Consider the following 23,627-nt stretch of genomic DNA (forward strand, 5'->3'; position numbering starts at 1 on the left):
GGCGATGGCCCTCCTCGACGTACGCGACCTCAGCATCGACATCCATGGCATCCGGCCGCTGGACGGCATTTCGTTCAGCGTCGACAAGGGCGAGATCCTGGGCATTGTCGGCGAATCCGGATCCGGCAAGTCGCTGACCGCCTTGTCGGTCATGGGGCTGCTGCCGCTCATTGGCGGGCGCATCGAGCGCGGCTCGATCACATTCGACGGGATCGAGCTCACTACCTTGAAGGAGCCCGCCTTCCGCAAGCTGCGCGGGCGGCGCATCGCCTTCATCACGCAGAACCCGATGACCTCCCTCGACCCCGTCATCCGTGTCGGCGCCCAGATCGACCAGGTGTCGCGATTGCATCTTGGCCTCGACGCCAAGGCCGCGCAGGCGCGCAGCATCGAGATCATGGAACAGCTGCGCATTCCGGAAGCGGCCACCATCTATCATCATTTTCCGCACCAATTGTCGGGCGGCATGAAGCAGCGCATCGTCATCGCCATGGCGCTGGCGGCGGATCCCGACCTCATCATCGCCGACGAACCCACCACGGCCTTGGACGTCACGATCCAGGCGCAGATCGTCGATCTGCTGGTCGAGCTGGTGCGCGAGCGGAGCCTTGCCCTCATCCTCATCACCCATGACATGGGTGTGGTGGCGCAGACCTGCGACCGGGTGGTGGTGCTTTATGCCGGCCGCGTCGCCGAAAGCCATGATGTGACGGCGATCTTCGCCAGCCCGCGCCATCCCTATACCAAGGCGCTCATCCGCTGCATCCCGCGCGAGGACACGCTGCCCGGCAGCCTCACCGGCATTCCCGGCGCCGTGCCGAGTGTGGCGCATTATCCGCCTGGCTGCCGCTATCACCCGCGCTGTGCGCGGATGGGCGTGCCCTGCCAGACGGTTGTGCCGCCGCTGGAGCATCCCACATCCGGTGGCGAGATCGCCTGCCACTTCCCGGAAACGTCGGGAGGCGCTCATGTCTAATCTTGTGGAGCTGCGCAATCTCGGCAAGCGCTTCGAAAGCCGCAAGGGGCTGTTCGGCAAGATGCGCGCCATGATGGCGGTGAGCGATGTGACACTCGACATCCCGCGCGGCAAGGTGACCGGCGTGGTGGGTGAATCGGGCTGCGGGAAATCGACGCTCGCACGCCTCGTGCTGCGGCTGCTCAATCCCAGCGCGGGCACGATCGGTTTTGACGGCGTCGATCTCGGCAGCCAGTCCGGCGGCGCATTGCGGCGGTTGCGCCGGCGCATGCAGATGGTGTTCCAGGATCCCTATTCGGCGATCGATCCCCGCTACAGCATGGCGGAAGCCCTCCTGGAGCCGTTCCGTGTCCAGGGCATCAAGCTCAGCCCGCAGGAAGCGCGCGACAAGGTGGCGTCGCTGCTTGCCATGGTGGGTCTTGGCGCACAGATGGCGGAGAGCTATCCGCATCAATTATCGGGCGGCCAGCGCCAGCGCATCGGCATCGCCCGCGCCCTTGCGCTGGAGCCGGATTTCCTGGTGCTGGACGAGCCCACCGCGTCGCTCGACGTCTCGATCCAGGCGCAGATCATCTCGCTCCTCGAGAAACTGCAGGCCGATCTCGGCCTCACTTATCTCTTCATCTCCCATGATCTGGGGCTGGTGCGCTATTTCTGCGACCGCATCGTGGTGATGTATCTGGGGCGCATCGTCGAGATCCTGCCCGATCCGAAGGCGGCACCGCGCCATCCCTATACGCGCACACTTCTCGACAGCAATTTCGCGCCCGATCCCACCCAGCGCCGGTCGATCCGGCGCCTGACCGGCGAGATCGCCAGCGCCTTCGATTTGCCGCCGGGCTGCGCCTTTGCGGCGCGCTGTCCCCATGCCGATGCAATTTGCCGGACGGTCCGTCCGGAACTCACCCAGGATGCGGGCGGCCATGCGGCGGCCTGCCATCACCCCCTCTGATTTTCCACTGGAGCCATCATGACCTTCTTTGTGCTCACCGCCGAATTCGCCCATGAGACCAACACGTTCAACAAGAACCTGACCGGCTATGACGACTTCGTCGACCGCTATGGCTTTTACGGCGCCGATGCGATCCGCGAGCGGGGCGATGCCAATACGGAACTCGCCGGATTCCTGGAGACCGGGCGCAAATATGGCTGGGAGATGGAACATGTGCTGAGCGCCTCGGCCCAGCCGGCTGGCTGCGTCACGCGCGATGCCTTCGACCGCCTCTCTGGCCCGATCGTCGAGGCGGCACGCGCCAACAAGCATCGGCTCAGCGGCATCATGCTGGGCCTGCACGGTGCCATGGTGACCGAGTTCAACGAGGATGGCGAAGGCGAGCTGCTGCGGCGCCTGCGCGAGGTGGTGGGGCCGGATCTGCCGATCGCCATCACGCTCGATCTGCACGCCAATGTGACTCCGCTGATGTGCGCGCTTGCCAACATCATCGTCTCCTACAAGACCTATCCGCATATCGACATGCGCGAGGTGGCCGTGCTCGCGGGCGACATCATGCAGCGCACGATGAAGGGCGAGATTGCGCCCAAGACGCTGCGCGCGCATCGGCCGATGCTGGACGAGGCCAATGGCGGGCGCACCGATGTGGGGCCGATGGTCGAGCGCATCGCCCAAGCCATCGCCTATGAAAAGGAACCGGGCGTTCTGGCGGTCAGCATCAATGCCGGTTTCGGCAATGCGGATATCAAGGACGTGGGCCCGACCGTCACCGTGACCTATGATGCCAAGGCCGGAAATATCGAGAAGCACCAGGCCTTCGCCGAGGGCATCGCCGAGGATATGTGGCAGAAGCGCTTCGACGTGCTCAACAATTACATGCCGGTCGAAGAAGCAGCCGCCATCGCCAAGGCCTATACCCGTACCACCGGGCCGATCATCGTCGCCGATTATGCCGATAATCCGGGTGGCGGCGGTTATGGCGATTCCACGAACCTGCTGGGCGCCATGCTGGCGGCCGGCATCACCGATGCGGCCTTCGGGCCCATGGTCGACAATGAGACCGCCCTGCAGCTCCACAAGCACAAGATCGGCGACAAGGTGACGGTCGAGCTTGGCGGCAAGACCGACGCACGCTTCGGCGGCGAACCGCTGACGCTGACCGGCACCTTGAAGCTGGTGAGCGACGGCGCCTATACCGGCGACGGGCCGATGGTGGGTGGCCTGCGCCTCTCCTATGGCCCCTCGGCGGTGATCGAGGTGGAGGGGATCGAGATCCTGGTCGTGACCGTGCCGGCGCAGATGCTGGATCTGCAGCAATTCCGCGCCTTTGGCATCGATCCGGCCAAGAAGACTGTGGTCGGCCTCAAATCCATGCAGCATTTCCGCGCCGCCTTCGAGCCCATCGCCAGCAAGGTGATCGTCTGCGACAGCGGTGCGCTCTGCACCACCTATTACGACCGCCTGCCCTATCGCAACGTGCCACGGCCGATCTATCCGCTCGACAAGCAGATGGTGCGATGACCGCCATGAACCAGCAATTCCCGGCTCATCTCGGCACCAAGGGCGCCCATCTCACGCTGGATGGCCATGATCTGGTCGATCTGGCCATCCAGCATGGCTCGCCCTTGTTCGTCTTTTCAGGCCGAAGGTTGGCCGCCAATGCATCCGCGTTCCTGAAGGCCGCGCGCGCGGGGCACAGCCGCGCGCGGGTGTTCTTTGCCAGCAAGGCCTGCTCCAACCTTCATGTGCTGAAGGTCATTCGCGCGCAGGGTCTCGGCATCGAGGTCAATTCCGGCGGCGAATTGTGGAAGGCGCTGGCGGCCGGCTTTGTGCCGGGTGAGATCGTGTTCAACGGTGTGGCGAAGCTGGTGCCGGAACTGGAACAGGCGATCGGCCACGGCATCCAGGCGATCAATGTCGATTCGGCGTTCGAGCTGTCGCGCATCGCCGAGGTGGCGACCAGGCTTGGTAAGACGGCCAATGTCGCCTTGCGCCTTGTACCGGGGATCGGCGGCGGCGCCACGGCCGGCATCCAGACCGGGTCGGAACGCAGCAAGTTCGGCATGGGCCAGGTGGAATTGCAGGCGGCGCTCGCCATTGCCCGCGCCCACCCGCGCGCCATCGATGTCGCCGGCATGCATCTTCATATCGGCAGCCAGGTGCTGGATCTGCCGGACTTCCTGGAGAGTGTCAGCTTCACCGCGCGCCAGGCGCGGGAGATCGCGGCAAGCCTCGGCAAGCCGCTCAAACATCTCAATCTCGGCGGTGGCTATCCGATCGATTATGCGCACCGGCGCAAGGGCGCCAACAGCGCCAGCAGCGATGAGGGGTTCGATCTGTCGGCCTTCGCGGCAGCGCAGCCCGCGGCCGCGATGGTGGGCGCCGTCGCCAGTGCCGCATCGCGGGAATTGGGCAATGATTCCGAGATCTTCTTCGAGCCCGGCCGATCGATGGTGGCGGATGCGGGGTTGCTGCTCTCAAGGATCGAGAGTGAGCGGCGGCGGGGGGCCCAGCCCTGGCTTTATCTCGATGCCGGCTACAACCTGTTGATGGATTCGGCAGCGGTGCGTTGGTACTACCATATGGTGAATGCCGGCCGCATGGGAGCGACACCCGAGGCGCCGTTCCGCGTGGTGGGGCCGCTCTGCGATTCCGCCGATTGCTTCTTCGATGTCGAGGGCGAGTATCTGTGGCTGGCGCTTGAGCAAAAACTCACCGGCCTCCCCGGCGTCACCGTTGAAATCCTTGAAGAAATCCGCGCCAAGACCGTGCGCCTGCCGGAAACGCGGTCCCTGCCGGCCAGCACCGTTCCCGGCGATCTCATCGCCCTCCTCGATACCGGCGCCTATTCCTCGAGGAGATGTTCCAGTATTGCGGCCGCCAGCGCGCCAAGGCGATCATGATCAATGCCGATGACAGCATCGTCACCTTGCGCGAGCGCGACCGGCCGGAGGATCTGCTGGACCCGGCCGAGCGGTCGGCGATGGTGGCGGCCGAATAGGCCCGACTCTGCAAATTCCGGGGGGATATTGACGACTTTCCGGGGGATATCTGCGAGTTTTCGGGGGATATTGTCGAGTTCTGCTGGACGCGGCCGAGCGGTCGGTGATGGCAGCGTAAACTACCCGCACTTCGCACAGGCAAGAAGGGGCGGCCCACTGGGCCGCCCCTTCATTTTATTCCAGCAGAGAAATCAGACGACGTCGAGGTTCTGCTCGATGGCGATCTTGATGCCCGTATTGGCACCCGAGCCCTGATAAATGTCGTAGGTATGCGACAGCCCAGTGAGCGGGTCAGTATATGCAACTCCGGTCGCCACGGGCGAAGCGGCGAAGCCTGTCAGGTCGACATTGTCACGGGTCGCCGCGTCACCAGCACCAGCCCCGACATTGTCGCCAATGACGAACAGGTCGACTTGGTGTCCACCGATGGTCGCAACATTGCTGTCGAGCACATCGGCGGCGTTGATCGTAACGGTATTCTGGCTGCTTGCACGGTCGTTGGTATCACCCAGATCAACCATCTCAACGCCAGAGTATTTGAGGCCAGCACCAACGGCATCATAGGCAAAGGTGTTGCCACCCGTAAGCACATGCACACGGTCGAAGTCAGCTCCACCGTTGAAGGTATCGGAGCTATCCCAGATCAGCGTGTCATTGCCGGCTTCGCCGTTGAGCGTGTCGGTTCCGCCACCGCCAATCAGGACGTCGTGACCGGCGCCCGCGTTGATAGTTGTGGCACCGCTATTGCCAATGATGACTTCGTCGTTGGCTCCACCGGTCAAGGTATTGCCCGTCACATAAGTGATCGTTGCATTTGGCGAATTGTCGGTGAGTGACCCATCCGACAAGGTGTAGGTCAGCGATGTTTGCTCACCATTGGTCATATATGTGTCACCACCGCCATTGTTCGTCGTATCAAGCGTGAACGTGATGGCCGACCCACTATGGCTCGGGGTGACGTCGAAGTTGAGCGAGTCGCTGGTTGTTGCTGCCGTGATGGTAAGCGTGTTGTTCTCCGGATCGGTATCGTTCCGCAGCAACCAGGCATCCTGGACCGTCACCACGCCGGTTTCATTCGTGATGATGTAGTCCTGGACGATGGACGGTGCGTCATTGACGCCGGCGATATTAATCGTCGCCGTGTCGGAGCCAGTCAGTGCACCGCCGCCGACATTGCCTCCGTCATTAACTTGAAGTGTCAGTGTCGTCGAAGCTGGCGGGGTGTCGGTGTTCGCATTGTAGACGATCGTACCGGCAGAGCCCGGCCCGGTATCGATGCCGCCCAGCAGATTATTGATCTGCGTGACCGTACCGGTAATCGTGATCGTCGCGGTGCCGGAGCCACCAACGGTGGCGCCGCTGTTGCCCGCCACAGCCGTGAGAATACCGGCCGTGACAGACAGAGTTGCCGTCATGCTGCCAGCATTGCCGTCATTGGCATCGCCAACAGACAGGCCTGTCCCATGAATGGTCAGGTTCGTCTGCTCGGTGGCGCTGTAGGTAAGCGGGGTAATCGTCGCGACCGGCGCGTCATTGACCGCATTGACCGTGATCGTTGCCGTGGCGGGCGTCGAATCCTGCAGGCCGAGATTGTCGACCGACGCATATTGGAAGGTCGGCGTGCCGTTGTAGTTGGCATTCGGCTTGAAGTAGACCGTGGCCGCATTGCCGCTGGCGGTCACGAGATCATTCGCCGCGATCACCTGGGTGAGCCCAGCATCCTTGTAGAGGATGCCGTTGCCCGGAATGCTGGTGATGCGGAACGACACCACCGTCCCGTCATCGGTGCCGGAGAGGTTGACGGCGATGGAAGCCGCATCCTCGTTGCCGGAACCGGAGCCGGCATTGGTGTTCGGCGCCACCATGGGCAGCAGGCTGGTGCCGCTGACCTGGTAGTTGACGCCGCCAATGGTGACGAACTCGATCGTCTTGTTCGGGTTCGAGAACTGGTCCTCGACCGTGATCGTGTCGGCGTTCGAGCCGTAGGTGATCTTCAGGTTGTTGCCGACCTGGGTCAGCGTCACCTGGGCCAGGGTCGTGCCGGTGAGGACGACCGTATCGGCCGAACCGCCTTCTTCGACGATGAGATCCTGGCCGGTGGCATTGGCGCCGGTGAGACCGCCCACGAAATTGTAGGCGTCGTTGCCGGTGCCGCCCATCAGCAGGTCGTTGCCTTCGCCGCCGGTGAGGTTGTCATTGCCGCCGGCACCCACCAGGACGTCCTTGCCCTCGTAACCATTGAGGGTTTCGTTGTCGCCGTCGCCGACGATGATGTTGTCGAGACCGTTGCCGTTAAGCGTCGTACCGCTGGTTTCGGCATATTTGACATCGCCGGTATCCGACTGCCCACCGCCCTCGGCCGTATAGGTGAAGCTGCCGGCGGTGTTGGTGTCGATAGTGATAGTGCCCGGGATGGTGAGCGTGTCGCCATCGGCATCGCTGTCGTTCCACAGCAACCAGCGGTCATCGACCGCGAAGCCGCTGCCATAGCTGTTGGCCGCGATGAGGCTGTCGTCGCGGGCGATCGGGGCATAGTCGACCGGGCTGACGCCCAGGGTCAGCGTGTTGGCCGCGGTATCGCCGTCACTGTCGCTGAGCACGAAGCCGACCGGCACCGTCACCACCGAGCCGAGGCTCGAATCCGGGGTGAAGACATAGACCGAGGTTACCATGTTCATCGCCATGACGCCTTCTGCGAGCGTCACCGTCAGCACATGGCTGACGCTATTCCAGGCGTAGGCGACGCCGACGCCCGAGGAGGTGATCGCATTCGTGGTCGGGTTGTAGCTCAGCACCGTGCCGTTGGCGAAGCTCAACGACTTCACGAAGCCGCCGTCGCCGCCGAACGCATTGCTGTTGAGCAGCAACGAGGCGTTGATGGTCGGGATCGTGCCGATGAGCGACTGGGCAAGAGCACCGAAATCGCTGAGCGTGATGACCAGATTGGCATCGTCATTGGTCTCGGTCACCCCGTTATAGGCGATCGGCTTCAGCGCGTCCTGCCAGGTCGGGTTGCTGGCAAAGCTCGGATCGACACCGATCGCGTAGCTCTTGATGTCGTATTGTTTCAGGAAGTTGATCCAGGCCGTCTCTTCCGGCGACTGGATGCCGGAGGAGTTGCCGCTGCCGCCGTAGTCGACACCCGGGAAGTTGGTCTGCTGGTTCGGCTGACCGTCCGAGATGAAGTAGGACACGTTCTGGATCGGCGCACCATTGGCGGGCTCGATCGTGCCACCGGTGCCGTCGCCCAGGCGCCCGCTGTCCGGGAAGGCGCCCATGGCGTCGATGAGGGCGTCGTCGTAATTGGTCGACCCACCATCGTCGAGCAAGGCATTGACGAAGGTCTTTGCCTGGGCAAGCGTCATCCACACAGCACCCTGTTCGCCGGCGCTGCCCGAGAAGGTGACGATGCGGACCATCACCTCGCCCAGCGAGTTGTACTGTTCGAGGAGCTCGTTGACCGCCGCGCGGGCCGCCAGGATCTTGCTCAAGGCACCGCTGCCGCCATTGCCGGTGAGGTCCGAACCCCGGCCCATCGAGCCGGAGATGTCGAGGATCAACATGAGGTTGGTGTTGAGCACCGCGGAACCGCTGGTGACCTCGCCCACCGCATTGGCAACCGGCAGGTCGTCGTCGATCGTGACGGTGAGCGTGCCTTCGGTGACGCCGCCGAGATTGGTGGCCTTCACCGTGATGTCGAGGCTCACATTGTCCTCGCTGCCGGAGACCGTGTGTTTGATCGGTGACAACAGGGTGACCGTATAGGCGCCTGTGGTCGGGTTGATGGTGACGTCAAGGACACCCTGGCCGGAGGCGTTGTTGATCACCAGATGCCCGGTGTTCTGGCCGGTGACCTGGCCTACCTGCGGATGCGTGCCGTCGGGCAGCGTGATGGCATTCAGCTGGGTCTGGGTGACGGCGAGGGTCAGCACACCGACATCACCCTGCCAGTTGAGGCCGGTGAGCGTGTCGCTGTAGATCGCCTCGGAGGCCGAGTTCTTGCCACCGACATCGTCGCCATTGCCCTGGGCAATGGTGAGATGCGGGTTGGCGCCGCCGGCGAGGCCGTCTTCGTCGACCAGGGCCACGGCATTGCTGAACAACGGCAGCGGCTGCGACTTCAGGGTCACGGCAAAGGTCGCCGTGCTGACGTCGTTGTCGCCATCCTTCAGCGTGTAGGTGAAGTTGTGGGTGGTTGCCGTCGGCTGCATCGCCGTCTGGTTGAAGGTCCAGGAGCCGTCGGTGTTGACGACCAGCACGCCGCCGGTGACGTTGATGGTGATGACGCCGCCGACCGGCAGGTAGTCATTGCCGCCGAAGGTGACCTTGCTGATGGCGGCGCCATCGGCACCCATGGTGTCGTTGGAAAGGAGACCGGTGGCTACGTTGAAGGAGAGCTCCGGCGTCGCGTTGGCGTTGAGAGCCGAGATGACCTTGGTGCCGTCATTCACCGCCGTCGGACCATCGTCCTCGAACACCAGGTTCTGGCCGATGTTGAGGGTCGAGCTTGCGGTATCGCCGTCCTTGTCCGTGATCGTCGCCGTGAGGCGGGCCAGGCTGTCGGCGCTCAGGCTGACCGGTTCATCGTGGTTGCTGGTGTTGCCATGCACCACGGCGCGAACCTGGTCCAGCGTCACGTCGCCATTGGCAGCGACCGAGACGGTGAAGACGACGATGTTGCCCGAGATGCGGCCTTCGACCGTGGTGCCGTTCATGAACAGCTGAACCGCTTCGCCCGTCGCCACATCGACGAGGCCAGAGGGGCCAGCCGTGACGGCCAGGGCGTAGGTCACCGTACCCGCACCATCGGCCTTGAAATCGCCGGTGAAGGCCGAGGCGAAGCCTTGCGTCGCGTTGGTGGTGAGAATGGTCTCGTCCACCGTCAGGATATTCTCGGTGCCCGACAGGCTGATGGTCGGACCGTCATCCTTGAACACCAGATTCTTGCCGATGTTGAGGGTCGAGCTCGCGCTGTCGCCGTCCTTGTCGGTGATCGTCGCCGTGAGACGGACCAGGCTGTCGGCGGTGAGCGATGTCGGTTCGTCCGGATCATTGGTCGGGTGCACCACGGCACGGACCTGCTCCAGCGTCACATCGCCATTGGCAGCGACCGTCACCGTGAAGACGACGACGTTGCCGCTGATGCGGCCTTCGACCGTGGAGCCGTTCATGAACAGCTGAACCGCTTCGCCCGTCGCCACGTCAACCAGGCCAGAGGGGCCAGCCGTGACGGCCAGGGCATAGGTCACGGTGCCGGCACCATCGGCCTTGAAATCGCCGGTAAAAGCCGAGGCGAAGCCTTGCGTGGCGTTGGTGGTGAGAATGGTCTCGTCCACCGTCAGAATGTTCTCGGTGCCCGACAGGCTGATGGTCGGACCGTCGTCCTTGAACACCAGGTTCTTGCCGATGTTGAGGGTCGAGCTCGCGGTGTCGCCGTCCTTGTCGGTGATCGTCGCCGTGAGGCGGACCAGGCTGTCGGCGGAAAGCGATGTCGGTTCGTCCGGATCATTGGTCGGGTGCACCACGGCACGGACCTGGTCCAGCGTCACATCGCCATTGGCAGCGACCGTCACCGTGAAGACGACGATGTTGCCCGAGATGCGGCCTTCGACCGTGGTGCCGTTCATGAACAGCTGAACCGCTTCGCCCGTCGCCACATCGACGAGGCCAGAGGGGCCAGCCGTGACGGCCAGGGCGTAGGTCACCGTACCCGCACCATCGGCCTTGAAATCGCCGGTGAAGGCCGAGGCGAAGCCTTGCGTCGCGTTGGTGGTGAGAATGGTCTCGTCCACCGTCAGGATATTCTCGGTGCCCGACAGGCTGATGGTCGGACCGTCATCCTTGAACACCAGGTTCTTGCCGATGTTGAGGGTCGAGCTCGCGCTGTCGCCGTCCTTGTCGGTGATCGTCGCCGTGAGGCGGACCAGATCGTCGGCGGTGAGTGTCGTCGGCTCGTCCGGATCGGTGGTCGGGTGGACCACGGCGCGGACCTGATCCAAGGTCACATCGCCATTGGCGGCGACCGTCACCGTGAAGACCAACTGGTTGGTGGTGGCCGTGCGGCCTTCGACCGTCGTCCCGTTCAGCACCAGATTGACCGCTTCGCCCGTCGCCACATCGACGATGCCAGAGGCACCGGGCGTCACGGCCAGGGCATAGGTCACCGTGCCGGCACCGTCGGCCTTGAAGTCGCCGGTGAAGGCCGAGGCGAAGCCCAGCGTTGCGTTGTTGGCGAGATTGCTCTCGTCGACGGTCAGAATGTTCTCGGTCCCAGAGAGGCTGATGGTCGGACCGTCATCCTCGAAGTTGAGGGTCGTGCCGATATTGGCGGCGACGCTGCTGGTGTCGCCGTCCTTGTCGGTGATCGTCGTCGTGAGGGTGACGAGATCCGCCGCCGTCAGGGTCTTCGAGTCATCGTGATTGCTGGTGTCCGGATGCGTCACGGCACGGATCTGGTTGAGCGTCACATTGCCCGCACCGTCGACCGTGACCGTGAACACCACGAGGCCGCCGGCTGTCTTGCCTTCGACCGTGCTGCCGTTCATGGAGAGGAGGACCGACTGGCCGGTCGCCACGTCGACGAGGCCGGAATCCACGCCAGCCGATTTGACACCCAGCGCATAGGCGACGCTGGCCGTGCCATCGGTCCCGCCATTGGCGGTGAAGAGACCCGCATAGCTCTGCGTGGCATCGGTCGCGAGCACCGACTCATCGACCGTCAGCGACTGCGTCGACCCGCTGAGGCTGATCGACGGGCCGTCATCCTCGAAGGTGAGGCTGAGGCCGGTGGCGGTGGTCGCCTTGGCCGTGTCGCCGTCCTTGTCGGTGACCGTCGCGGTCACGTGGATGAGGTTGCCGAGCGCCGAGACGGCGTCGTCCGGGTTGCCCGTGTTCGGGTGCTTGATCGGCCAGACCTGCTGCAGGGTGACGGTCGAGCCGCTGAGCGTCACATTGAAGACGATGACGCCGTTATTGGCACCGCCGACGACCTTGCCCTGGATCGACCCATCAAGCTGGGTGAAGAGGTGGATCGGGCTGCCGAGGAGGTCGGTGAGGCCGGTATTGGTGCCATCAACCACGGGCAGGCCGCTGCTGTTGGTCAGGCTGTAGGTGAGGGAATTGCTCACCGCCGCGCCATCGGCACCGAAGTTGATGCCGGCGAACAGGCCGGAGACGTCCTTGCTGTCGGGCGAGCCGTAGAAATTGCTCTCGTCGACCGTCAGCGACGCGGTCGTGCCGCTGAGGTTGATCCTGGGGCCGTCGTCATAGATCCACAGCGAGATCGGCGTCGGCGCGACAACGCTGACGGTGTCGCCGTCGGCATCGGTCGCGGTCTGCTTCACATAGAGCGTGTCGACCAGGATGACCTTGAGATCGTTCGGGTTGGTGCCGTCGGCATGAACGATCGGGCGCTGCTGGTTGAAATAGACGCTGTCGCCGCTCACCGCCACGGTGAAGACGCTGGGGCCAGCCGCGTCGGTCTTGCCGACGATGCCGCCGGCGCCGTCGTTATAGAGCAGCACGGCCAAGCCGGTCGCGGTATCGACGAGACCGCTCGGCGTGCCGTCGACGATCATGGTGCCGCTGCTGTTGGTCAGCGAATAGACCAGGCTGTTCGCGAGCGCCGGACCGTCGGCACCGAAATCGACCGTGTCGAAGAAGCTCGAAATGCTGGCGCCACCGCCACTGCCCAGCAGGGATTCGTCGACGCCCAGGCCAAAGACGCTGCTATGGGCACCCGCCACCGGCACATCGTCATCGATGTTGATGGTGAGGTTGTGGGCGACGCTGCCGGCCGCGTTGCTGGCCGTCACCGTGACGGCGAAGCTGTCATTGTTCTCGGCACCGGCGCTGTCGTGACGGATCTCCTGCAGCAGGGTGACGGTGTAGACGCCGTTATTGGTGATCGTGATGTCGACCACCGGATTGTTGCCGGCGTCGCGGATCACGAGATGGTTGTTGCCGTCGAACAGCACATTGGCCAATTGCGGGCTGAGGCCCGAGGGCAGCAGGATGGTGTTGAGCTGCGCCTGGTCGACCGAGAGGGCGATGGTGCCCGGCGTGCCGTTCCAGGTGAAGCCAGTGAGCGTGCCGGTATAGACCGCCTCGCTGACGCCGGAACCGCCGACATCGTCGCCGAGACCCTGCGGCAGGGTGAGATGCGGGTTGGCACCGTCGGTGAGGCCGTCTTCATCGACCAGCGCGGCGCTGTCGGCAAAGCTCGGCTTCACGGCGATGGAGAGGTTCGCTTCGCTCGCGCGCACCGCCAGGTTGTCACCGGCGATTTCGCCGGCGCCGACGACGTCGCCCGCGGGTTCGTTGTCGATGGCAACCGCATAGACCGGGAAGCTCTGGCTGCCCGAAGCGCCGGCCGGGACCGCGACCGTAATGCCCATCGAGGCGTTGGCGTCACCAGCACCGAGCTGGTTGTCGACATTCAGCACCAGATAGGTGCCGGCCGGGACGCCATAGGGATTGCCGGCAGCAAGGTCACGGCGGTATGGAATCGCCCGCGCCGTCCCAGGTGGCATCGGGCAATTTCACCAGCAGGAAATGATACTCCGACCCGTCGATGACATCGCCGAAGCTGCCGTTGACGGTGAGTTCCACATTCTGTCCGGCAACACCGGCGCCACCGAAGCTGGCCGCCAGAGCCGACGGATAATCGGCGACCGCATTCACCTCGACGGTGATCTGGCCGTTGATGAGGTTCTGCTCGCCGCTCGACGTATCGGTCGCGAGGACCGAGAAGTTGAGGGTGAAATCCTGGCCGCTGTCATTCTGCGGCAGGGTCATCTTCAGGGTCTGCGCCTCGGTCCAGGTCATGGCGACGTCCGTGGCGCCGTCACCGATGAAGGTGACTTCCGGGCCGACGCCATTCTGCAGCCAGGTCAGCGTGACGCCGGTCGGCAGGTCATTGATCGCGACCTGGTTCGGCACCGCATCCATGTCGCCCAGCTGGTTGAAGGTGAGGGCGATGGGTTTCTCGACCGGTGTGTCGTTGGCCGGGTTGCTGTCGAACTGGTTGGGCTTGCTGTCCTCATCGACCGTGATGCTGCCGGCGATGATGCCGTCGGCCGGATCCGGATAGATCGAGAAGCTGGCATTGGCCGAGCTGGTATCGCCGTCCTTGTCCTTGATCGTGTAGACGAAGTTGATGGTGGCGAGGCTGAGGCCGGCGACGCCGGTATAGGTCGCATCGCCATTGGCGGCGACATGGATGACACCGGCGGCGCCAGTCAAGGTCCAGCCACCCAAGCCATCGCTGGCCGTGGTCCAGCTGGGCAAGGTGATACCGGTGATCTGCGGCGCGCCGGCGCCGTCGGCGCCGAAGCTGTCATCGGTGCCCTGGGTCAGCACATTGCCGAGCGAGATCGTCGCCAGCTGGTGTTCGAAGGACCCGAAATCATCGGCGACCGCGGTCGGACCGTCATCCTTGAACACGAGATTCTGGCCGATGTTGAGGGTCGAGCTTGCGCTGTCGCCGTCCTTGTCGGTGATGGTCGCGGTGAGACGGACGAGGTCATCGGCGGTGAGTGTCGTCGGTTCGTCGTGGTTGCTGGTGTTGCCATGCACCACGGCGCGGATCTGGTCGAGCGTCACATTGCCCGAGCCATCGACCGTGACCGTGAAGACCAGCTCGTTGCTGCCGGCGGTGCGGCCTTCGACCACATTGCCGTTCACGACGAGGTTGACCGCCTGGTTGGTCGCCGTGTCGACCAGGCCCGAGGGGCCGGCCGTGACGGCGAGCGCATAGGTCACCGTGCCGGCGCCATCCGCCTTGAAGTCGCCGGTGAAGGCCGAGGCGAAGGCCTGCATCGCATTGCCGGCAAGATTGCTCTCGTCGACGGTCAGAATGTTCTCGGTCCCAGAGAGGCTGATGGTCGGACCGTCATCCTTGAAGTTGAGGGTCGTGCCGATATTGGCGGTGACGTCCGAGATGTCGCCATCCCTGTCGATGATGGTCGCCGTCAGGGTGACGAGATCCGCCGCCGAGAGAGTCTTCGATTCATCCGCATCGGTGGTCGGGTGCACGACCGCGCGCACCTGATCGAGGGTCACGTTGCCGGAACCGTCGACCGAGACCGTGAAGGCGATGTCGCCGCCGGCGCCGACGCGGCCGACAACCTGGCCGCCTTCGAGCGTCAGCACGATCGCCGTGTTGGTCGCCGTGTCGACGAGGCCGGAGGCCACATTGGTCGACTTGACGCCCAGCGCAAAGGTGATCGTCCCGGCGCCGTCCGCATTGTAGTGGGCCGTGAACAGGCCGGCATAGGATTTGCTGTCATTGGTCGCGAGCACTGTCTCGTCGACGGTGAGCGATTGCGTGTTGCCCGAGAGCGCGATGGTCGGACCGTCATCCTTGAACACCAGGTTCTGCCCGATGTTGAGGGTCGAGCTCGCGGTATCGCCGTCCTTGTCGGTGATCGTTGCCGTGAGGCGGACGAGGTCATCGGCGGTGAGCGTCTTGGCTTCGTCCGGGTCGGTGGTCGGATGCACCACGGGGCGGATTTGATCCAGGATCACAATGCCCGCGCTATCAACCGTGACTGTGAACACCACTTCGTTGCTGATGGCGGTGCGACCTTCGACCGTCGTCCCGTTCATGACCAGATTGACCGCCTGGTTGCTCAGCGTGTCGACGAGGCCCGAGGCACCGGCCGTGACGGCCAGCGCATAGGTTACCGTGCCCGCACCATCGGCCTTGAAATCGCCGGTGAAGGCCGAGGCGAAATCCTGGATCGCATTGGTGGTGATATTGGTTTCATCCACCGTCAGAATGTTCTCGGTCCCGGAGAGGCTGATGGTCGGACCGTCATCCTTGAAGTTGAGGCTCTGGCCGATATTGATCGTGGCATTGGCGCTGTCACCGTCCTTGTCGGTGATCGTCGCCGTCAACGTGACCAGATTGGCCGCGCTGAGCGTCTTCGAGTCATCGTGATTGGTGGTGTCCGGATGCACCACCGCGCGGATCTGGTCGAGTGTGACCGTGCCCGAGCCGTTGACCGTCACCGTGAAGACCAGGACGTTGCCGACGGCGGTGCGGCCTTCGACCGTCGTGCCGTTCATCACCAAATTGACGGCTTCGTTGGTGGCTGTATCAACGAGGCCCGAGGCACCGGGCACCACGCCAAGGGCGTAGGTGATCGTGCCGGCACCGTCGGCATTGTAGTTCGACGTGAAGTTGTCGGCGAAGTTCGCCGTGGCATTATTCGCCAGCACCGTTTCGTCAACGGTCAGCGAATCCGCCGCCGCCGACACGCTGATGCTCGGACCATCATCCTTGAACACGAGGTTTTTGCCGATGTTGAGGGTCGAGCTTGCGCTGTCGCCATCCTTGTCGGTGATGGTCGCCGTGAGGCGGACCAGGCTGTCGGCGGTGAGCGTCGTCGGCTCGTCCGGGTTGTTGGTCGGATGGACCACGGCGCGGACCTGATCCAAGGTCACATCGCCATTGGCGGCGACCGTGACGGTGAAGACCAACTGGTTGGTGGTGGCCGTGCGGCCTTCGACCGTCGTCCCGTTCAGCACCAGATTGACCGCTTCGCCCGTCGCCACGTCAACGATGCCAGAGGCACCGGGCGTCACGGCCAGGGCATAGGTCACCGTGCCGGCACCGTCGGCCTTGAAGTCGCCGGTGAAGGCCGAGGCAAAAGCCTGCGTCGCATTGTTGGCGAGATTGCTCTCGTCCACGGTCAGAATGTTCTCGGTCCCAGAGAGGCTGATGGTCGGACCGTCATCCTTGAACACCAGGTTCTTGCCGATGTTGAGGGTCGAGCTCGCGCTGTCGCCATCCTTGTCGGTGATGGTCGCCGTGAGGCGGACCAGATCGTCGGCGGTGAGTGTCGTCGGCTCGTCCGGATCATTGGTCGGATGGACCACGGCACGAACCTGATCCAGCGTCACATCGCCATTAGCGGCGACCGTGACGGTGAAGACCAACTGGTTGGTGGTGGCCGTGCGGCCTTCGACCGTCGTACCGTTCAGCACCAGATTGACCGCTTCGCCCGTCGCCACGTCAACGAGGCCAGAGGCACCGGGCGTCACGGCCAGGGCGTAGGTCACCGTACCCGCACCGTCCGCCTTGAAATCGGTGGTGAAGGCCGAGGCAAAGCCTTGCGTCGCGTTGGTGGTGAGAATGGTCTCGTCCACGGTCAGAATGTTCTCGGTGCCCGAGAGGCTGATCGTGGGACCGTCATCCTTGAAGTTGAGGGTTGTGCCGATATTGGCGGCGACGCTGCTGGTATCGCCGTCATTGTCGGTGATGGTCGCCGTCAGGGTGACGAGATCCGAGGCGGAGAGGGTCTTCGATTCATCCGGGTTGGTGGTCGGGTGGACCACGGCGCGGACCTGGTCCAGCGTCACATTGCCCGCACCGTCGACCGTCACCGTGAAGACCACGAGGCCGCCGGCCGTCTTGCCTTCGACCGTGCTGCCGTTCATGGAGAGGAGGACCGGCTGGCCGGTCGCAACATCGACGAGGCCGGAATCCGCGCCAGTCGACTTGACACCCAGCGCATAGGTGACGCTGGCCGTGCCGTCGGTTCCGCCGGCGGAGGTGAAGAGAGCCGCATAGCTCTGCGTGTCGTTGGTCGTCAGCACGGTCTCATCGACCGTCAGTGACTGCGTGGCAGGGGTAAGACCGATCGACGGCCCGTCATCCTCGAAGCCGACGCCGATCGGCGCCGACGCGGTGACCGACGTCTTGTCGCCGTCGCCATCGGTCGCTGTCTGAGACACGAAGATGCCGCCGCCGGACTGGCCGGTGACCAGGAGCGTTGCCAGATCGTCATGCGCCAACTGGCTGCTGCCATCATTGTCATGGGCGATCGGCAGTTTCTGTTCGACGGTGATGTCGCCCGTGGCCGGATTGATCCGCACAACAAAGGCGATGACATTCAGTTCGGGGCTTCCCGGGACGTAGGTGCCGACATAGCCGTTCACCTGATAGGCCGACACCGACACCAGGACGATCTGGTCATTGGCGTAGAGATTGCCGGCATCGACGACGGACAGATTCGTGGCGACGTTGGTGGTGCCGATCGAGGTACCGGCGCCACCGGCGTTCTTGAGGATGAGCGCGTAGACCGGATCGGCGCCCTTGCCGTCTGCGCCGTAATCGACAGCACCGAACAGGCCGGCCGCCGAGGCGGGCTTCTTGCCCAGCCAACCGGCCGAGGCCGGTTCGTCGCTCGTCGCATTGGGATCGTTGACGTTGGGTCCGACGGATTCATCAAGCGTAATGGAGAAGGCAGCCTGCGTGGAGACATGCGCCACCGGGCCGTCATCCTGGATGCTGAAGACGCCCTGGCCCAGATTGATGGCCGCCTGGCTGGTGTCGCCGTCGGCATCGGTCAGGGTCTGCACGATCTTGAGGAGATCGGCGCTGGACAGGGTGAGAGTCTCGGAATCGTCGTGGTTGCTGGTGTCGTCATGCCAGACATTCTTGGTCTGGCTGAAGGTGACGACGCCGCTGCCATCGACGCTGATGCGGAAATACTCGGTCCCGCCGACGCTGCCGACGATGTCGTTGCCGACCTTGTTGAGAACGATCTCGGTGCCCTTACCCAGCGCTGCCATCGGATCCACGGCAAAGAGGCCGGAGCCGACATCGCTGCCGTTGAGCGTCAGCCCATAACCAACGCTGCCATAGCCATCGGTGCCCAGGTCAAAACCGGCCACCTGGTTGAAATTGTCCGCAAAGGCCGCGGTGACCGAGGCGATGCCATCGCCGCCGATGCGCACGGTCTCGTCGAGTGTCAAGGTATCGGCCACGGCATTGGAGACGACCGCCTTGGGCCCGTCATCCTGGATGCTGAAGACGCCCTGGCCCAGATTGATGCTGGCCTGGCTGGTATCGCCATCGGCATCGGTCAGGGTCTGGACGATCTTGAGGAGATCGGCGCTGGACAGCGTGAGGGCCTCGGGATCGTCGGAATTGTTGACGTCATCGTGCCAGACATTTTTGGTCTGGCTGAAGGTCACCGTGCCGTCGCCATCGACGCTGATCCGGAAATACTCGGTCCCGCCGATGCTGCCGACGATGTCGTCGCCGGATTTGCTGAGGAGAATCTCGGCGCCTTTGCCGGAAGCCGCCATCGGGTCGACGGCAAAGAGGCCGGACGCGACATTGTTGCCGGTGAGCACCAGCGCATAATCGACGTTGCCGGCACCATCGGTGCCAAAATCCGGGCTGCTGTGATTGAAATTGTCGCCGAATTCCGCCGTGACCGAGGGGATTCCGTCGCCCCCATTGCGGCGCGTTTCGTCGATGGTGAGGGTATCGGCCGAGGCGTTGGCGACGACCGCCTTGGGCCCATCATCCTCGATGCTGAAGACGCCGGCGCCGAGATTGATCGCGGCCGTGTCGCTGTCGCCATCGGCATCGGTCAGGGTCTGGACGAGCTTGAGGAGATCGGCGCTGGACAGCGTGAGCGTCTCGGCATCGTCATGGTCACCGGTATTGTCGTGCCAGATATTGCCGCTCTGGCTGAAGGTGACGACGCCGCTGCCGTCGACGCTGATGCGGAAGAATTCGGTGCCGCCGACGCTGCCGACAATGTCGTTGCCGACCTTGTTGAGCAGGATTTCGGCACCCTTGCCGGAAACGGCCATCGGATCGACGTCAAAGAGGCCGGAGCCGACATTGCTGCCGGTGAGAGCCAAGGCATATGCGACGCTGCCGGCGCCATCGGCGCCGTAATCGAAGCCCGCCACCTGGTTGAAATTGTCGGCGAACGCGGCCGTGACCGAGGCAACACCATCGCCGCCCTCGCGGCGGGTCTCGTCGACCGTCAGGGTATCGGCCTGCGCATTGGAGACGATGGCTTTGGGCCCGTCATCTTCGATGCTGAACACGCCCTGGCCCAGATTGATCGACCCGCTGGCGCTGTCGCCATCGGCATCGGTCAGGGTCTGGACGATCTTCAGGAGGTTCGCTGAAGACAGATTGAGAGTCTGGGAATCGTCGTGATTGCCGGTATTGGCGTGCCAGATATTGTCCGACTGGGTGAAGGTGACCTTGCCATCGGCATCGACGCTGATGCGGAAATATTCAACACCACCGGACGAGCCGACGATGTCGCTGCCGACCTTGTTGAGGACGATTTCAGCGCCCTTGCCGGAAACGGCCATCGGGTCGACCGCAAAGAGGCCGGAACCGACATTGGTACCCTGCAGCAGCAGCGCATAGCTGGCGCTGCCCGGGCCGTCCGTGCCGTAATCGAAACCGCCCACGGCGTTGAAGTTGTCGGCGAAATCGGCCGTGACCGAGGCAAGGCCGTCGCCGCCGGCGCGAACCGTCTCGTCGAGCGTGAGGGTATCCACGGCGGTATCGGCATAAGTTACGGTCGGGCCGTCATCCTGCACCTGGATGACCAGCGGCGCGTCGACATGGTCGCCGTCGAAATCGGTGCCGCGGAAATTGATGCTTTCCGCGGAGGGCTGGGTGATCGTCAGGTGATCGATCAGGAGACCCGGATCGACCGATTCATCATCTTCATTCATGACGCCGAAGCCGATCTGCACCGGGCCGGTCTGCGTGAAGGTGAAAGTAAAAGTAAGATAGCCGGATTCCTCGTCCCAGCTGAACGTCCCGGTATCTGCGCCCGACGGCAGGTTGGCATCTCCGACATTGCTGAGGCGGAAGACCTGGTCGCCGACGACGATGAACCCAAAGTCCTGGTATTGGGGCGAAGAACTGCTCTCGCCGGAATCGTTCTCGTCTTCAAGGAAGTTGAACTTGACCGTCAGCACCTGGCCGGCGCTGACGTTCACGACCTGCTTGATGGCGCTGCCGTTGGTGGCCTCTTCCGGATCGTTGGTATTGTCGCCGTCATCGGCGATGGCGCTCAACGCGCCGCTGGGCAGGCCGAAGAAATCCTCGATCTCCTGGGCCGAGTTACCGTCCGTGCCTTCACCCTCGCCGCCCTCTGAGGGGGTGAGCAGCACCTGGCTGAGGGGATCCGGCTGCGCATCACTCGTGCCGATATCGCCGACGATCGAGGCATTGCTGTCGCCGAGGGTGGTCCAGCCACCGAGCGAGTTGAAATGATCCTCGAACACGATGGTTTGCGCGCCGTTGTCGTCATAGACAATCAGGGCCTGGGTCGAATCGTCGGAATTGGTCGGGTCGCCCTGGTTGATCTGATGGAGCTGCACCAGGGTGAGCTGCCCGGATTCCGGGTCGAGGCGCAGCACGAAGACGGGCACATCGCCGGTCTCGGCAACGAGGCTGATGACGCCGCCTTCGTCGTTACCATCGCTGTTGTCGTCGATTTCGCCGTCGCCGTTCTTGTCGTGCGCATTGGCGATGCCGATGATGGTATTGGCATCGATCTGAACGGCGCGGACGGTGACTTCGACGCCGTCGATCATGACGGTCCAGTTGGTGGCCCCCGCCGTCAGCGGTGCGTCGGCCGAGCCGACATAAAGCTGGTAGGCCGTGGCATTCGCATCGCCGTCGCCCTGGAAGACCGTCTTGCCGGCCTCCTTGTTGCCGATATAGTCGTTGCCTTCGCCACCCCAGGTGCCAGCTTTGCCATCCGCGCCGAAGCTGACATTGAGCCAGGTCTGTGCGGCGCCTACGGGCTTCAGCCCGGACCAGTTCGCTGCCGCCACGGCGTCAACAACACCCTGGTTCGGGTACGAACCCCAATCGTAGTCATAGGACAGCGGCACGTCGTCCTCGGCCGCCGTTTCCTTGGCCGAATCCGGATCGCCAGCCTGCTGCCCGACGCCACTCTGCTCGCCCTTCGTCTCGTCATGGACAATGTCGGTGTCGGTCGGATTGATGACCAGGACGTAGTCGGATTGCTGCTCGCCCTCGCCGGGAACTTCCTGCCAGGTCAGCGTGCCCAGCGATGGAATGTCATCGACGGAATGGAAGGTGAGCGCATCGGCCGGGCTCGGCGTTACCGAGCCATCGGAATCGACCATGAAGAAGGGGACGTCGATGTCGAACATCTCGGAGATGTCGCCATCGGCATCGGGTGTACCGGCCACGTTGTCGATCACGCCATAGATGGTGAAGTCGATGTTGAATTCGCTGACCGGGTCGGTACCTTCCTGTTCGCGTACGCCGACCGTAAAGACGATCGTGGCGATGTCGGCTTGGACCGATTGTTCGGTCTCGGAATCCCAGACCCACTCGGTTGTCACGAAATAGGCGACCAGGACTTCGCCATGGCTTTCATCGACGCCCACGGTGAGCGGGTCATCGGCCACGGCCGGCAGCAATTTGTACTGCAACTCGTTGCCATGGGAGGTGAGGTTCATCGCTTCAAGCTGCGTCTGCAGCGGAATGTCGGCGCCGTTCTGGAAGCTGATCTTGCCCGGCACGTCGACATGGAAGTCGACGGTCACGACGGCCGTGCTGGTCAGCGGTTCGCGGTCGGTATCGACACCCTGGCCATTGTCTTCGTCGGCCGGGTCGTTGCCGTTCTGGCTTTCCTCTTCATTATCGTCGAGGTCGAATTCGTCATTGCCCTGGCCCTGGATGTCGCCCGTATGGGCGCCACCGATGTTCAGTTCGGCGGCAAGTTCCTGGCTGATCTGACCCTGATACTGATAGTCATCGGCGGGGGCCAATTTGAACGAGCGCTCTTCAAAGCGGGCGAAATCGTCTTCGTTGATGACGGCGCCCTGGCGGATGTTGAGCAGGGTCGGCACGGTGTCGACCTCGTCATCCTCGATCAGTTCGGGGAATTCGCGGTTGACCAGACCGTAGTTGAGCGCAGTCGGGTCGAGGCCGCCCACGGCGTTGAGGCCGCCGATGCCGCCAGCGGGATCGAAGGGCGAGAAGAGGCCGCCATTGTTGTCGACGCCGGCGCCCTGATCGGCGCCCTGGCCGGCGGCGGTCTGGATGTCGAGATTGGGATCGGTCGAGGCAAGGACCGCCGCCACGTCGACCGTGCGGCCATCGGAGCCGAGAAGGGTGATGTCGGCCTGGCCGGTGGCTTCGGCATAACCCAGCAGAATGACGGTCACGTCACCAACCTTGACCGCGAGATTGCCGTTTTCGCCGAGGCGCGCGACCAGGCCGTCCGTCGGGAAAGGCAACTGCACGGTTTCACCGGGCGTCACCTGGACCTGGATGACATTGGTGCCCTGGGGGACCTGGATTTGGGCGGTACCGCCCGATTGGGTCAGCAAACCGTCCTCGACATCGCCCTCATGGACGATGGAACCGGCATTGACGGAATCGGACTGGTTGCTGGTGTTGTCGGTGGCCATGATAGGTCGCTCCCCAAGGATATCCCGAATGCCGAGATCGGCAAATTTTGGCGAATTGGTTAACGCGCACGCAATAGGCGCCCGCTAAGCCAGGATCGCTCTCACCCAATATTAGGCCGGAATATTGCCGATCGGGCTAACAGGAGTCTCGTGAAGATTGTCGGGGATTTTGATCAAATAGTGTGAGTTTTTTAGTATTCTTTGTCTCAAGGGAATAATTTGGAAATACTTACAATTTGCGACCACTTTGAGGCAAAAACAAACCATCGAAACAGACACATGATTGTGTCAGTTCACCTGCAACAGCGACCACGCCGTCGGCGATCATCTTAATCATTCAAGCAATGACTAAGACTGTCTTCTTATGCTGAGGGTATGGTTTGGCCGTGCTCGGAGCCTGGACGGCCGCCCGAACAGAACGGGAGATACACGCAATAGCAGCGATGAGCGCGCTGTTTGCGAC

General features: G+C 63.3%; 6 protein-coding genes. 4 read left to right on the plus strand and 2 right to left on the minus strand.

From position 1 onward, the window contains the following. Nucleotides 1–4: 4 nt before the first annotated feature. The 4 genes from IPK59_12740 to IPK59_12755 are packed head-to-tail and all read left to right on the plus strand — an operon-like array spanning nt 5 to nt 4,831. Nucleotides 5–976 (plus strand): ABC transporter ATP-binding protein, encoded by a 972-nt coding sequence (locus IPK59_12740; protein MBK8159585.1) that lies wholly within the window; start codon nt 5–7, stop codon nt 974–976. Then, the gene (locus IPK59_12745) at nt 969–1,928 is read left to right on the plus strand and encodes an ABC transporter ATP-binding protein (GenBank protein ID MBK8159586.1); all 960 of its coding nucleotides are present in this window, start codon (nt 969–971) and stop codon (nt 1,926–1,928) included. The genes IPK59_12740 and IPK59_12745 overlap by 8 nt, the downstream gene beginning before the upstream one ends. An 18-nt stretch (nt 1,929–1,946) precedes the next feature. Next, the gene (locus tag IPK59_12750) at nt 1,947–3,449 is read left to right on the plus strand and encodes a M81 family metallopeptidase (GenBank protein MBK8159587.1); all 1,503 of its coding nucleotides are present in this window, start codon (nt 1,947–1,949) and stop codon (nt 3,447–3,449) included. Continuing rightward, on the plus strand, nt 3,446–4,831 hold the full coding sequence (locus IPK59_12755) for a hypothetical protein (protein ID MBK8159588.1): 1,386 nt from the start codon (nt 3,446–3,448) through the stop codon (nt 4,829–4,831). The genes IPK59_12750 and IPK59_12755 overlap by 4 nt, the downstream gene beginning before the upstream one ends. Before the next feature lie 290 nt (nt 4,832–5,121). Here IPK59_12755 and IPK59_12760 read toward each other — a convergent pair whose 3' ends face one another. Together IPK59_12760 and IPK59_12765 are read right to left on the minus strand one after the other, a co-directional pair. Further along, nucleotides 5,122–13,461 carry a VWA domain-containing protein gene (locus tag IPK59_12760; GenBank protein MBK8159589.1) on the minus strand — a complete coding sequence of 2,780 codons (8,340 nt, stop codon included), beginning with the start codon at nt 13,459–13,461 and terminating at the stop codon, nt 5,122–5,124. Continuing rightward, nucleotides 13,421–23,164 carry a hypothetical protein gene (locus tag IPK59_12765; protein MBK8159590.1) on the minus strand — a complete coding sequence of 3,248 codons (9,744 nt, stop codon included), beginning with the start codon at nt 23,162–23,164 and terminating at the stop codon, nt 13,421–13,423. The genes IPK59_12760 and IPK59_12765 overlap by 41 nt, the downstream gene beginning before the upstream one ends. Nucleotides 23,165–23,627: the final 463 nt, after the last annotated feature.

It is taken from the genome of Rhodospirillaceae bacterium (assembly GCA_016712715.1).
Taxonomy (GTDB): Bacteria; Pseudomonadota; Alphaproteobacteria; order Dongiales; family Dongiaceae; genus Dongia.

Excerpts from the sequence above, each read along its gene's own strand:
- IPK59_12740 (MBK8159585.1), top strand. The coding sequence starts at position 5 with ATGGCCCTCCTCGACGTACGCGACCTCAGCATCGACATCCATGGCATC.
- IPK59_12755 (MBK8159588.1), top strand. The coding sequence starts at position 3,446 with ATGACCGCCATGAACCAGCAATTCCCGGCTCATCTCGGCACCAAGGGC.
- IPK59_12745 (MBK8159586.1), top strand. The coding sequence starts at position 969 with ATGTCTAATCTTGTGGAGCTGCGCAATCTCGGCAAGCGCTTCGAAAGC.
- IPK59_12760 (MBK8159589.1), bottom strand. The coding sequence starts at position 13,461 with ATGCCACCTGGGACGGCGCGGGCGATTCCATACCGCCGTGACCTTGCT.
- IPK59_12765 (MBK8159590.1), bottom strand. The coding sequence starts at position 23,164 with ATGGCCACCGACAACACCAGCAACCAGTCCGATTCCGTCAATGCCGGT.
- IPK59_12750 (MBK8159587.1), top strand. The coding sequence starts at position 1,947 with ATGACCTTCTTTGTGCTCACCGCCGAATTCGCCCATGAGACCAACACG.